The 12,565-nt window shown below is 62.6% G+C and carries 14 protein-coding genes; 7 read left to right on the top strand and 7 right to left on the bottom strand.

Annotation, left to right across the window (positions count from 1 at the left end; all coding sequences use genetic code 11):
• Positions 1-392 precede the first annotated feature (392 nt).
• Positions 393-1,649 (bottom strand): histidinol dehydrogenase, encoded by a 1,257-nt coding sequence (hisD, locus tag Q0520_RS05145; RefSeq protein ID WP_298667325.1) that lies wholly within the window; start codon positions 1,647-1,649, stop codon positions 393-395.
• 129 nt (positions 1,650-1,778) lie between these two features.
• Between hisD and wtpA the strand changes: the two genes are divergently transcribed.
• Genes wtpA through Q0520_RS05125 form a run of 4 tightly spaced genes read left to right on the top strand, consistent with a single transcriptional unit; the run spans position 1,779 to position 5,249 of the window.
• Positions 1,779-2,861, top strand: a complete 1,083-nt coding sequence (gene wtpA / locus Q0520_RS05140) for a tungstate ABC transporter substrate-binding protein WtpA (RefSeq protein WP_298667324.1) — start codon at positions 1,779-1,781, stop codon at positions 2,859-2,861.
• Positions 2,862-2,884: 23 nt separating this feature from the next.
• On the top strand, positions 2,885-3,697 hold the full coding sequence (locus Q0520_RS05135; RefSeq protein ID WP_298667322.1) for an ABC transporter permease: 813 nt from the start codon (positions 2,885-2,887) through the stop codon (positions 3,695-3,697).
• Complete coding sequence (locus tag Q0520_RS05130; RefSeq protein ID WP_298667320.1) at positions 3,684-4,751, top strand: ATP-binding cassette domain-containing protein; 1,068 nt, start codon at positions 3,684-3,686, stop codon at positions 4,749-4,751. Before Q0520_RS05135 ends, Q0520_RS05130 begins: the two co-directional genes overlap by 14 nt.
• Before the next feature lie 39 nt (positions 4,752-4,790).
• The gene (locus Q0520_RS05125) at positions 4,791-5,249 is read left to right on the top strand and encodes an acylphosphatase (protein WP_298667318.1); all 459 of its coding nucleotides are present in this window, start codon (positions 4,791-4,793) and stop codon (positions 5,247-5,249) included.
• Between the two features lies 1 nt (position 5,250).
• Here the strand turns inward: Q0520_RS05125 and Q0520_RS05120 are convergent, their stop codons facing one another.
• Positions 5,251-5,457, bottom strand: coding sequence for a hypothetical protein (locus Q0520_RS05120; protein ID WP_298667316.1), 207 nt, complete (start codon positions 5,455-5,457; stop codon positions 5,251-5,253).
• Between the two features lie 200 nt (positions 5,458-5,657).
• On the opposite strand from Q0520_RS05120, the gene Q0520_RS05115 reads away from it, so the two are divergent.
• On the top strand, positions 5,658-5,840 hold the full coding sequence (locus tag Q0520_RS05115; RefSeq protein WP_298667314.1) for a hypothetical protein: 183 nt from the start codon (positions 5,658-5,660) through the stop codon (positions 5,838-5,840).
• A 43-nt stretch (positions 5,841-5,883) separates the two neighbouring features.
• Here Q0520_RS05115 and Q0520_RS05110 read toward each other — a convergent pair whose 3' ends face one another.
• The 3 genes from Q0520_RS05110 to fdhF all read right to left on the bottom strand — a co-directional run bounded on the left by Q0520_RS05110 (position 5,884) and on the right by fdhF (position 9,703).
• Positions 5,884-6,138, bottom strand: coding sequence for a SemiSWEET family sugar transporter (locus tag Q0520_RS05110; RefSeq protein ID WP_298667312.1), 255 nt, complete (start codon positions 6,136-6,138; stop codon positions 5,884-5,886).
• 254 nt (positions 6,139-6,392) lie between these two features.
• Entirely contained in the window at positions 6,393-7,634 is a 1,242-nt protein-coding gene (locus Q0520_RS05105) for a Coenzyme F420 hydrogenase/dehydrogenase, beta subunit C-terminal domain (RefSeq protein ID WP_298667310.1), read from the bottom strand.
• A gap of 2 nt (positions 7,635-7,636) precedes the next feature.
• Positions 7,637-9,703 carry a formate dehydrogenase subunit alpha gene (gene fdhF, locus Q0520_RS05100; RefSeq protein WP_298667307.1) on the bottom strand — a complete coding sequence of 689 codons (2,067 nt, stop codon included), beginning with the start codon at positions 9,701-9,703 and terminating at the stop codon, positions 7,637-7,639.
• Positions 9,704-9,901: 198 nt separating this feature from the next.
• On the opposite strand from fdhF, the gene Q0520_RS05095 reads away from it, so the two are divergent.
• On the top strand, positions 9,902-10,615 hold the full coding sequence (locus tag Q0520_RS05095) for a hypothetical protein (RefSeq protein WP_298667306.1): 714 nt from the start codon (positions 9,902-9,904) through the stop codon (positions 10,613-10,615).
• On the opposite strand, the gene Q0520_RS05090 is transcribed toward Q0520_RS05095, so the two are convergent.
• Positions 10,573-11,505: a hydantoinase/oxoprolinase family protein gene (locus Q0520_RS05090; protein WP_298667304.1), complete on the bottom strand. Its 933-nt coding sequence runs from the start codon at positions 11,503-11,505 to the stop codon at positions 10,573-10,575. The two genes, Q0520_RS05095 and Q0520_RS05090, sit on opposite strands and share 43 nt — an antisense overlap.
• Entirely contained in the window at positions 11,502-12,389 is an 888-nt protein-coding gene (locus Q0520_RS05085) for an ATP-grasp domain-containing protein (RefSeq protein ID WP_298667302.1), read from the bottom strand. The genes Q0520_RS05090 and Q0520_RS05085 overlap by 4 nt, the downstream gene beginning before the upstream one ends.
• Before the next feature lie 85 nt (positions 12,390-12,474).
• Here Q0520_RS05085 and Q0520_RS05080 point away from each other — a divergent pair.
• Positions 12,475-12,565, top strand: a 91-nt coding sequence (locus Q0520_RS05080) for a 5'/3'-nucleotidase SurE (protein WP_298667327.1), incomplete at its 3' end; no start/stop codon positions are given.

Raw genomic sequence — 12,565 nt, 5'->3', positions numbered from 1 at the left:
CTTCGCCGTGGGGGGATCCGGGGGGTCTCCTCCCGGCGAGAGAGGGCAGGGTAAAGTTTCTCGTTCTTCTGTTAGGGGCGGCCCGTCTGATCGACATGCCTTCCCACACGCTCGCGCCGGGGGCGCTGCCCCCGTCAGCGAAAACCTTCGGTCCGTGGCACATCGAAGATGTGCACGCTCAGAGAATCTTTAATTCTCTGTGTTCTCGAACTCGCTTGCGCTCCTCGTTGCCCCCGGGATTGCGATAGGGGCGGGAAGGCGGCCGGGGATTGCTCAGAGAGGGTTCCCGTCCTCTGCCGATCCATCACGTAGAGGCAAGGGTGTGAGCACCCCTCATGTTCACTCCGGAAGAAGAATGCAACAGAGCCCGACGGCCCGAAAAAAAGAAGGTTTCAGGCGTCTTTCCGCCTGCGGATCCTGACAGAGTTTGCATGGGCGTGGAGGCCCTCGGCAGAGGCGAGGTTCTCCACGATCCCGCCGAGCCACTCAAGCCCCTCCCTGTTGATCATCTGGACAGACGAAGTCTTGCAGAAGTGGTGGATGTCGAGACCCGAGTAGACCTTCGCATAGCCTGCGGTCGGCAGGACGTGGTTTGTGCCTGAGGCGTAGTCCCCGAAGGCGACGGCGGTGTACGGCCCGACAAAGATCGACCCCGCGTTCCGCACCGAGGTGAGGGCCGCCATCGGGTCGGCGACCTGGATGGAGAGGTGCTCGGGGGCGATCTCGTCCATGGCCGTGACCGCCTCGTCGAGGTCGCGGACGACCATATACCCCGAGTGGTCGAGGGCCTTCTCGATGATGGCCCGCCTCTCCGCTGTGGCCATCTGCCTTTTGATCTCCTCGCCGACCTTCGCCGGCAGGGAGGGGTCGGTGGTGACAAGGATGCACCCCGCATGGGGGTCGTGCTCCGCCTGCGCCAGCACGTCGGCGGCGACGAAGGCGGGCTTCGCTGTCTCGTCGGCGAGGATTCCGATCTCCGACGGGCCTGCCGGGAAGTCGATCTCGGCCTCGTCGCGCAGCATCATCTTCGCCGCCGTTACAAAGACGTTCCCCGGCCCGACGATCTTCTGGACCGGGTCGATCGTCTCCGTGCCGAGGGCCATCGCCGCGATCGCCTGCGCACCGCCGACGCGGTAGCACTCGTCCACGCCGGCGATGTCGAGGGCCACCAGAGTGAGGGGATGGATCGGGGGCGGGGAGCAGACACAGACCTCCGCCACGCCGGCCACCTGCGCCGGGACCGTGGTCATCAGGGCGGTCGATGGATATGCCGCCCTGCCGCCCGGCACGTAGGCGCCGATGCGGTCGAGGGGCGTCGTCTTCACGCCCAGGATCACGCCGGGCTCCACCTCGTCGAGCCAGAGCGAATGGTTGCGCTGCATTTCATGGAAACGCCTGATGTGCGCCTCGGCCTCGGCAAGGCTCTCGACCAGGGCGTCGTCCACCTCCTCGTACGCACCCTCGAACTCCTCCGGGGCGACGGCCAGGTCCTCAAGGTCGATGTGGTCGAACTTCTTCGTGAGCGCATAGAGCGCCCCGTCCCCGTCCTTCCGTACCGCATCGATGATACCGGCGACGGCGTCCTTCGCCCCTGCAAGGTCGGACCGCCGCTGGTTCTTCCATTCCTCTATGTCCAGCGCCTTCCACATAGTATGGACAGGTTCGGCGCAGAGACGGTTAAGACTTGTCGTGCCCCTGCAGAGAGCCCGGATAATGGCATTTCATTAACCAGGCACAGATAAAAAGAGTTATCTTGAATTATATCGAGTTTATAACTCATGAATAGTAAAATTGTGGCTATTTCAACGGCACTGGTCCTCTGCGCCGCCATATTCCTCTGCGGCTGCACGACCACCCAGCAAATAGACAGCAACAACCAGACCCCTGCGGCGACGGCCACACCGGCCGAGACGACGACCGCAGCAGCACCGGCCGCCGGCCAGATCATCACCGTCTACCACGCAGGCAGCCTCACCGCTCCCTTCGAGGAGATCGAGAAGCAGTACGAAGCGGCGCACCAGGGCGTCGACGTCAGGCTCGTCCCCGGCGGATCGACCAAACTTGTCAAGGAGATCACCGACCTCAACAAGAGCGCCGACGTCTTTGCATCGGCCGACTACACCCTCATCCCGAAGATGATGATGCCGGGTTCGGCCGACTGGTACGTGACCTTCTCCAAGAGCCAGATCGTGCTCTGCTACACCAACCAGAGCAAGTACGCCGGTGAGGTCAACGCCGACACCTGGCACACCATCCTGGAGAAGCCCGACGTCCAGTGGGCCTGCTCCGACCCGAACCTCGACCCCTGCGGCTACCGCTCCCTGATGGCGATCCAGCTTGCCGAGCAGCACTACGGCAACGACACCATCTTCGACAGAGTCGTCTCCGAGCACTCGAACATCACGGTGACCGAGAAGAACGGCACCTACACGGTCCTGGCCACCTCGCCTGAACCGAAGGACACCTTCCAGATCAGGCCGAAGTCGGTCGAACTTGTCCAGATGCTCCAGAACGGCGGCATCGACTATGCATGGGAGTACCGCTCGGTCGCCGAACAGAACGGCCTTAACTTCGTCGAACTCCCCGAAGCAATCGACCTCTCCTCGGTGGACTACGCCGACGACTATGCAAAGGTGCAGATCGAGACTGCCGGTGGCCTCATGACCGCAAAGCCGATCGTCTACGGCGCCACTGTCCCGAAGAACGCCGAGAACCCTGAGGGCGGCGTCGCATTCATCGAGATGCTCATCGGCAGCGAAGGGCAGGCTATCATGGACGCACAGGGCCAGTCCCCGATCGTCCCGGCAGGCGGTTTCGGCGCTGTCCCGGAGAGTCTGAAGGCTCTCACCGCATCTCCCTGAACTCTCTCCTTTTTTGACAGATCATGGCCCGGACATCAGTACTTCGCGACCGCTGCCTGGTCTCCTTCTCACTCATCGGCGGCGTGATCCTCGGCCTCACCGTCCTCTCCCTCCTCTCGATGACGGTGAAGGAACTCTCCGACATCCCCCATCTCCTCAGGGTCGCCGCCGACGCGAAGGTGGTCGACTCCATCGTCCTGACGATGGGCGCGGGATTGAACGCCGTCCTGATCCTCATCGTCCTCGGTATCCCCCTGGCATATGTCCTCGCACGGACAGACTTCCGCGGGAAGGGAGTGGTGGAGAGCATCGTCGATATCCCCCTCATCCTCCCGCACACCGTGGCCGGCATCCTCGTCTACCTGCTTTTCATGCGTCGCGGTCTCATCGGCGCACCCCTCCAGGAGATCGGCATCACGTTCGAGGACGCCTATCCCGGCATCGTCGTCGCCATGGTCTTCGTCGCCTCGCCGTACTTCGTGAACGCCGTGCGCGAGGGGTTCGAGAAGGTGCCTGTCCACCTGGAGAATGTGGCCAGGACTCTCGGGGCCTCGCGGTTCACTGCCTTCTACCGGGTCACTCTCCCCCTTGCCGCCCGCGACATCTTCAACGGGAGCATCCTTGCATGGGGGAGAGCGATCGGGGAGTTCGCCGCGATCGTGATGATCGCCTACTACCCGATGGTCATCTCCACGCTCATCTACTACCGGTTCACGACGAGCGGGATCAAGGAGAGCAGCACTGTTGCCTTCGTCATGATCCTCGCCTGTTTCACTGTCTTCATCGTGCTGAGGACGGCAAGCCGTTTCATCGGGAGGAAATATGATAGAGTTTAAGCATGTCTCCCTCGCCCTTGGCGATTTTTCCCTGAAGGACGTCTCCCTCTCCATCGAGAAAGGTGACTACTACTTCATCATCGGGCCGTCGGGGGCGGGAAAGACCGTGGTCCTGGAAGCGATCGCGGGCCTCCACCTCCCGGACACCGGGCAGGTGCTCATCCGTGGTGAGGACGTCTCGGCCGTGCCGCCGGAGAAGCGGCGGATCGCCCTCGTCTACCAGGACTACTCCCTCTTCCCCCACATGACCGTGCGGGAGAACATCGCCTTCGGCCCGAAGATGCAGAGACTCCCGAAGGAGGAGGTCACCCGCCGGACGGAGAGGTTGCTTTCGTCCTTCGGGATCGAGCACCTCGCCGACCGTTATCCGGGGACGATGAGCGGAGGCGAACAGCAGAGGGTGGCGATCGCCCGCGCTCTTGCCGTGGAACCCGAGATCCTCCTCCTCGACGAACCCTTCTCGGCCCTCGACCCGCTGACGCGGGAACGGTTGATGACAGATATGGCGCGTATCCACCGGGAGAGGGGCCTCACCATCGTGCAGGTGACCCATGCACGGGAGGAGGCCCTCCGCCTCGCCACGCGGGCGGCGGTGGTCATCGACGGCAGACTGGCGCAGGAGGGGCCGGTGCGGGAGGTCTTCGAGGACCCGCAGTCTGTCAGGGTGGCCCGCTTCGTCGGCATGGAGAACATCCTCAACGGGACCGTGACCGAAAACACGGACGGTCTTGTCACGGTGCAGGTCGGCAACGCCAGCATTGCGGCCATCTCCGACGCCTCTGTCGGGGAGAGGGTGGCGGCGGTGATCGGGGCAGCTGACGTCGCGATCGCCCGCCGGGGCGAGAGCACCGGCATGGCCAGGAACAGGTTCGAGGCAGAGGTCACCGGCATCGTCCCCCTCGGCGGGGCGCTCGTGCGCCTCCACCTCGACTGCGGTTTCCCACTCACGGCGCTCGTCACCAGGCGTTCTGCCGATGAAGAAGGCCTGGCTGCGGGCATGACGGTCATCGCCTCCTTCAAGGCAAGCGCAGTCCGCACCCTGCCGGTTGACTGACCGGCACCTCCATAAACTCTTTTTTCCATACTACCCCTCATGCAGGAGAGCGAAAGCCCCCTTGCCGGGAGAACGGGCAGACTGCGTGTGCATGCCATTGCCCGCGGCCGGGTGCAGGGCGTCGGCTACAGGAGTTATGTCAGCGGGTGCGCGGCCAGGACAGGGGTCGCGGGATATGTCCGGAACCTCCCCGACGGCACGGTCGAGATGGTCGCCGAGGGCGACGCCGCCGACCTTGTGGCCTTTCTCGAAGAGGTTCGGGCGCGGGGCGAACCGGTGGTCGCGGTCGAGGGCCTCTCCGTCGAGGTCTCAGAACCCACGGGCGAGTTCACCGGCTTCGAGGCGCGTTTCGGCGACAGAAAGGAGGAACTCTTCAAGAGGAGCATGCTCGCCCTCGACCTCATGAAGGCGGTCCTGAAGACTGAGCAGGAGATCCTCGCCGAGCAGAAGAGGACGAACACGCTCCTCGAAGAATGCGTCAGGGCCGGCAGGAAATAATCTACTCCTCCGGCCAAAACCAGAGGATGTGACCGCAGTGCTCGCAGATGTAATTGACAGCGTTTCTGTTCGCCCAGTCGAGGCCAAAGAGGGTCGCCCCTGTCGTGTTCATCTGGGTTTTGCGCGTCCAGAAGAGGTCCCTGCCGCAGATCGGGCAGATCAGGGGGATGCCCTTCACTTCATATTTTCGTGACGCGTGGGTGGCCATAGATCCTCCGCAGAGAAGAGATCCGGACATGCCTCGATAGATGTATCCCGGACTGCCATCCCGATCACGGCGACCATGACGACGGGCGCCCCTCTGGGCACCGTACACGAACCCGATGACAGGAGCGGTGACGGGGCGACGGGATGTCCCGTATGCAGATCGCCGCGTTTATATGCTGATCAGCAGAGAAAAATGCACGTATGATCGTGATTGTGCGACTGGTCAACGGGAAGCTTGAAGAGCGCGAGTACCCGGACACGATGTTCTTTGAAATCGGTGACATCCTGCCCGACGGGGCGGAGGTAGTCGAACTCCCGTATCCGGACGACATCGACGAGAACCTCATCGCCACCGGCACCTATGACGAGGACGACATCGACTGAGCGCCACCCTCTCACCCAACGATTCGCAGGGTGTGATCTGTGATCAGGGCGACCTGATCTTCACCGCAAGGATGCAGAGCAGAAGGACCGCCGTGACCGCGTTCGCAATTATGATCGCGGGGTCGTCCCTGACCACGCCGTAGACGAACCAGAGGATGAGACCTGCGAGGAAGCAGACGAGCATCGCATAGGAGAAGTCGTGCGCCGACCGCGTCCGCAGGGTCTGCGCCACCTGCGGGATGAAGGAGAGGGTCGTGAGCGAACCAGCCGCAAGGCCGAGGAGGTGTATCGGGTCCATGGGGATCAGATATTCCCGGTGTGACCGCCGCCCGGATATACCTTTAGCCCCGCCGGGACTGACCGAAAGAAGAGAACAGGACTTTCCTATGTACCGTTTTTCCAGCTTTGAAGGAAACCGTCGTCGTCAGGTCGACCTCTCCCCCCTGACCGCCCGAAACGTCGCCTCGTGAGCGGACAAACAGAGTCCACTTTCGATCACAACAGGAAAAAGAGGCTGGTGCGCCCCGCAGAAAAAAAAGGGAAAAGAAGGATTTACTCCGTCTTGAAGATGTTGAAGATCTGGTCGCTGCCGGTACCGGCAAGACGGGCCCGCTCTTCGTTCTCTTCGACCAGTGCAAGCACCGGCAGGGTCATGTCGACGCCCGGCACAAAGCCGAACATCTCCTGGAGGTCGACCTGGAGAGCGTGCATGAACAGGGAGTTCGGGATATCCATCGCGCAGAGTTCCTGGCACTGCCCGCAGTTGATGCAGGAGTCGGAGATGTGCGCGAACCTGATCAGGTGAAACATGAAGTTCGGCGGCACCTCACCTGGCTTGACCAGGTACGGCTTCTTCGTGGAGCACTCGACACAGTAGCAGATCGGGCAGTTCTCGATGCACTGGTAGCACTTGATGCACCGGGAGGTCTCTTCCACGATCTTCTTCAGGCGGGCGCTGCCCTCGCCGAGGCTTGCGAAGTCCTTCGCACGCCAGGAGTCGCCGAGCTTGAGCATGGCGCTCTCGACCTTGCCGCGGATCTCGATACCCTTCGGGTTCGGCGCCTCGGTGGCAAGCTTGCCGGCCTTCGTGGCGGCGTCGAGGAGTGCCGCACCCTTCTCGGAGCAGACTTCGACAAAGGTTGCCTTCCCGGCCTTGTCGCCGATGACGCCCCAGTTACCGCAGGCGAGGTCTGCCTGGCGGGGGACCTTCATCTTGCACCGGCGGCAGTTAGACCTGCGGCCGTAGCCCTCTTCCTCGAGCTCGTCCATCTTGATGCCCTTGTGGCCTTCGGCAGTCTCGATGATGAACTGGCCCTTGTCGATCTCTTCCTTGATGACAGTGTCGGGGTCGACGCCGAACTTCTCGGCGATCATCTTCCGTGCGGAGACCGGGCTCACAGACCCGCCGCAGTTCAGACCGATCATGTAGACGTTGTCGAGGTTGATCTGCTGCCTCTTGGCAAGCTCGTACATGCCCATGACATCGCAGCCCTTGAGGGTGACCGCGATCTTCATGTCCCTGGCGCCATTGAGGTACTTCTTGAAGAGTTTGGAGAGGAGGAGCGTCCCGCAGTGGAGGGAGCCCGCAGTCTGCGCGATCTCTTCAGGGTTGGTGATGAGGGTCGGGACGGCATCGTAGATATCCGCACCCTTCTTGACAGCGAGGACCGCGTCGACCATCTTGCTCTCAAGGGCAAACTTGAGGAGCGAGGAGACGGCACCGCCGCACTCGCCCTTTGCAAGGAGGTCAGCATCGGTAGACCACGCGTAATACATATCGCCTTTTGCTGACATTTTCAGGCCTCCTGGATCTTCTCAACCTTCACAGCACATGCCTTGAACTCCGGGATCTTGGCGACCGGGTCGAGGGCATTGTTGGTCAGGACGTTTGCTGCGCACTCGGCGAAGTGGAACGGCATGAAGGTGACGCCCTTCATAATGTCCTTCGTGACCTTCGCCGGGACATTGATGGTACCGCGGCGTGAGGTCGCCTTGACCATCTCACCGTCAACGATGCCGAGGGCCTTGGCGTCCTCGGGGTTGATCTCGATCCAGCCGGTCGGGACCTCGGCGTTGAGGTGCTCGGAACGGCGGGTCATGGAACCGGTATGCCAGTGGAAGAGGCACCTGCCGGTGGTGAGGATGAGCGGGTACTCCGCGTCCGGGACCTCCGCTGGCGGCTTCCACTCAATGGGGAAGAAGACACCGAAACCATCGGGGTGCGAGAACTTGCCGATGTGGAGGATCGGGGTGCCGGGGTGTTCGGCGGTCGGGCAGGGCCAGTGGAGACCCTCGGGCTTCTCGAGCCTGGCGTAGCTCATGCCGTGGTACGACGGGGTGACCGCGGCGATCTCGTCGAAGATCTCCTCGGAGGACTTGTAGGCGAACTGTGCCCCGTAGCCCATCTTGGCGGCGAGTTCGGAGATGATCTGCCAGTCGAGCTTGGCCTGGCCGGGTGCCTCCTGAGCCTTGTGCCACATCTGGACGCGGCGCTCGGTCGAGGTCTGGGTGCCGGTCTTCTCTGCGTAGCAGGTGGCCGGGAGCACGACGTCGGCGAGGGCGGCGGTCTCGGTCATGAAGATGTCCTGCACGACCAGGAACTCGAGGCTCTTGAGAGCGTGCTCGACGTGGGTGAGGTCGGGGTCGGAGAGCATCGGGTTCTCGCCCATGATGTACATCGCCTTGAGTTCACCGGGCTTGTCGGTGAGGACGTCCATCATGACGGTGACTTCGTAGCCGTTCTTCGGCTCGCAGATGCCGTCGGGGAAGCCCCATGCATCGACGAACTTCTTGTAGGCCGCCGGGTCGGTGACCTTCTGGTAGCCAGTGAAGGAGACCGGGAGCGCACCCATGTCGCAGGCGCCCTGCACGTTGTTCTGGCCACGGAGAGCGTTCACACCGGCGCCGGGCTTGCCGAGGTTGCCGGTGAGCATCTGGATGTTGGCGACGGACTTGACGTTGTCCACGCCGGTGGTGTGCTGGGTGATGCCCATCGAGTAGAGGATGGCGGAAGCCTCGGACTTGGCGAACCACTCGGTCGCCTGCTTCAGCTGCTCGACCGGGATGCCCGAGATCTTCGAGACGTTCTCGAAGTTGTACTCGGGCTTCATCACAACTGCCTTCAGCTTTTCGTAGTCCTTCGTCCGCTTCTCGATGAACTCCTTGTCTTCCCAGCCGTTCTGGATGATGTACTGCATCATGCCGTTGAGGATGGCGACATCGGAGCCGGAGCGGAACTGCATGTACAGGTCGGCCTGCTTGCCGGTGGCGGTGAAACGCGGGTCGGCGTAGATGATCTTCGCACCGTTCATCTTTGCCTGGGCGATCTTCCTGCCGATGAGCGGGTGCTGCTCAAAGGTGTTGGACCCCAGGATAAAGAGGCACTTGGACTGGGCGATGTCCAGGATGGAGTTGGTCATCGCGCCGGAGCCGAAGGAGGCGGCAAGCCCTGCAACGGTCGAAGCGTGGCAGAGACGGGCGCAGTGGTCGATGTGGCGGGTCTTGAGGACGCCGCGGGCGAACTTCATCAGCGCGTAGTTGTCCTCGTTGGAGGTACGGGCTGATGAAAGGCAGGCCATCTCGTCAGGCTTGTAGGACTTGAACTTCTGGGCGATGAGGTCGTAGGCCTCGTCCCAGGTCGCCTCGACGAACTTGCCGTCCTTCTTGATCAGGGGCGTGGTGAGGCGGTCCTCACGGTTCACGAACTCCCATGCATAGGTGCCCTTGGGGCATACCTTCCCTTCGTTGACCGGAGAGCGGTGGTACGGCTGGACGCCGCAGACCTTTCCGTCCTTGACAACGAGGTTGAAGGAACACCCGGTACCGCAGTACGGGCATGTCGTACGGACATACTTCATTTCCATGGATAAACCTCGGATGCAAAGAAGGTCGGATTCGGATTATATAAGTATAGTGCCGGATTGGATGATTTTTGATGAATAGTGGTGGAAGAGAAGACCTGCGCCATCATTTTGATCGAGAGCGACTGTTTAACTGACAACAGTACTATTTTACCTCGCGAGCCGGCTATCCTCAAATAGGGGGGGCGCGCAGGTCTTCACATGCATGTGCGTCTCCCCCCGATGCTCGCCGACCTGGTCGTCACCGCGATCTCGGCTGTCGACGGCGCCGAATTCGTAAAACCCGTCCGTTGCCCGGTCTGCGGCGGGGAGGTCAGGGCCCATGACATGAAAAAACGCCATTTTGCCAGATTGAGGAGCAGGAAAGGAGAGAAAGAAGTTAAAATCTGGGTGAAACGTTTCCGGTGCGGTGCATGCGGTGCCCTCTGCACTGCCGACGCACCCTTCTACCCGGAGACGCGGGTCGGGTCACCGGTCGTCGACCTCTGCCTCGTCCTCACCGACGACCTCCCTGCCAACCGCGCCGCCCGTGTCCTCAACGAGATGGGGATCGTCCTTGACCGCGGCTCGGTGCGGAACTATGCCGCCCGCCGCGCCCGCCCGGTGCCGTCGACACCCCTCTACGGCCTGCGCCTGCCGAACTCGCTCCTCTCACTCATCCCGATTGCCGTCGGCAGGGACGAGGCGGGACCCATCCCAGGGGCAGAAGTCCTCGCGGCCTGTGGTTTCCCATCCGCAGACAGGACACCTCTTCACCCGCTGCGGAGACAGGAAGGGGATGAGCGGCACGAAGAGAAAGAGAAAGAAAAACGGGAGACCGAGGAAGAAGCAGACCACGGTCACGAGGACGGAACCCGCAAGGAGGAGGAGGCTCAGGGTGAGCCTGTGCGTGACGCCACCTCCCGGACCGCATAGGCGGGCAGGGCGTCTGCCATCCCGCCGAGTTCCCTGTTCAGGTCGACCCCGCCGAGGATCTTCGCAAAGAGTGCCGCACCTATCCCCCCACAGAGGACGGCGCCGGTGCCGGCTGTCGACGCACACTCGGAGACGGCCCTGAGGATCATCCCGGACTGCGCCGCCCAGAACTGCCGGGCGATGCCGTATATCGCCTCGTCCCCGATCTCCTCGGGGTCGGCGCAGACGACCCGCGCCAGTCTCCGCATCGCCGCAGGGACGGTCACCTCTCCGCCGTCGGGTGTCGCCGAGGTGTACATCTCCGGGGTGATCTGGCCGAGGACGAGATGGGCGTCGCCGCTGCACGCAAAGTATTCTGTCGAGACAGGGGTGAAGACGCCGCTGACCTCGACAGCGTGGACGAGCGTCGCCACATTTGTCCTGAGCATGCCGGTGTAGACGAGGTAGCCCTTCTGGAGGCGGAGGAGGTCGGTGAGGCCGCGGAGGTCGTCGAAACGCCCGAGGGGTATGATATCGGCGGTGGTGCTCCCGACGTCGAGGAGGACGGCGCCGGGGTACCTCCCCCGCAGGTAGTCGGCCGAGGCAAGCCAGTTTGCGGCGGCAAGTTCGGGGACAGCGCCGTCGTGGAACTCACCGTCGGTGCCGTAGAAGACGGCGTCGGGGAAACTCTCCTTCACCGCATCGACGATGAACCTGATCCCCCCGGTCTTCCCCTCGAAACTGTCGGCAAGTTCGCCGCTCATGACGACGGCGGCGTTCTCCCCCCCTCCGGCATACCCGCGGAGCATCTCCGCAAGGGGCGCCTCCTTCCAGAGGGGGCAGTAGTGGATATGGGCGCCGTCCCTGTCGACGACCTTCAGGTTCGCGCCGCCGACGTCAATCCCGATCATAATAACCTCTCCACCTTCCCGTTGCGGTCGAAGCGGACGCGGCCGGTGAGGCTGACGCTCTCGGGCGCCATGCCGCGGGAGGCGTCGACGAGGACCTGCGCGATCTCCTCCTTCATGCAGGCGGCGATGCCGACGAGGCTTGTCGTCGGCCTGGGATTGACCTCCAGCACATAGGGCCTGTCGGTGACGACGAGGTCGACGCCGGCATAGCCCTGGCAGCCGATGACAGACGCCGCCTTCACGGCGGTCTCGATAATCTCCTCCTTCATCGGGTGGTCGATGGGAGTCTCCCCGCCCATGTAGGTAAAGACACCATCTTCCAGGGGGATGTGCTGCCTGTTGAGGGAGAGGACGAGGGGTGGCCGTCCCGTATAGAAGAGGCAGGCCTCGCCGACATAGCGGTTGACGACCAGGCTGACAGACATGGATTCGCCCCCGATATACTCCTGGCCCATCTCGCCCTCCCCGGGGGCATCTTCAGTGAGACGGGTGTTCGCGGTGTCGCAGGAGTACACCGGCTTGACCACTTTCAACCCCTCGGTCTGTTCCGCAGGAACCGGGATGCCGTGGGCGGCGAGGACCTTCAGGGACTGCTTTTTGTTCGCACACAGGGCGACGTTCAGGGAGTTGCACCCGAGGTTCTCGGTGCAGTCCTCGACCTTCTTCGTGAGGGGGGCGAGGAGACTGTCAGGGGCGATCACGAGGCCGACGTCGCAGTCAGGGGCGAGGGTCTCGATCTCGGCCATCAGGTCGCCGCTGCGGGGGGTGACCACCTCGTAGCCGCACCGCGAGAAACTCCCGCTGAGTACCGCCATCATGGCCTTCCCCTCGGTCGCCAGGGCCGGGTCGTGGAAGACCGTGTATTCTGCAAGAAATGCCCTCATTCTCTAAAGGATTGTCGCCGGCCGCTTTTGTAGATATTGATCGCAAACGACTATCAGGGATAGGGCCCCATTCTTTCCTCTAACGATGCGACCAAAAATCCTCCTCACCAATGATGACGGCGTCTACTCCAACGGCATATGGGCGGCGTACAGGGCCCTCGCCGAGATCGCCGACG

This window comes from uncultured Methanofollis sp. (genome assembly GCF_937919355.1).
In the GTDB taxonomy this organism is placed as follows: Archaea; Halobacteriota; Methanomicrobia; order Methanomicrobiales; family Methanofollaceae; genus Methanofollis.
This window is presented reverse-complemented; position numbering and strand designations above follow the sequence as displayed.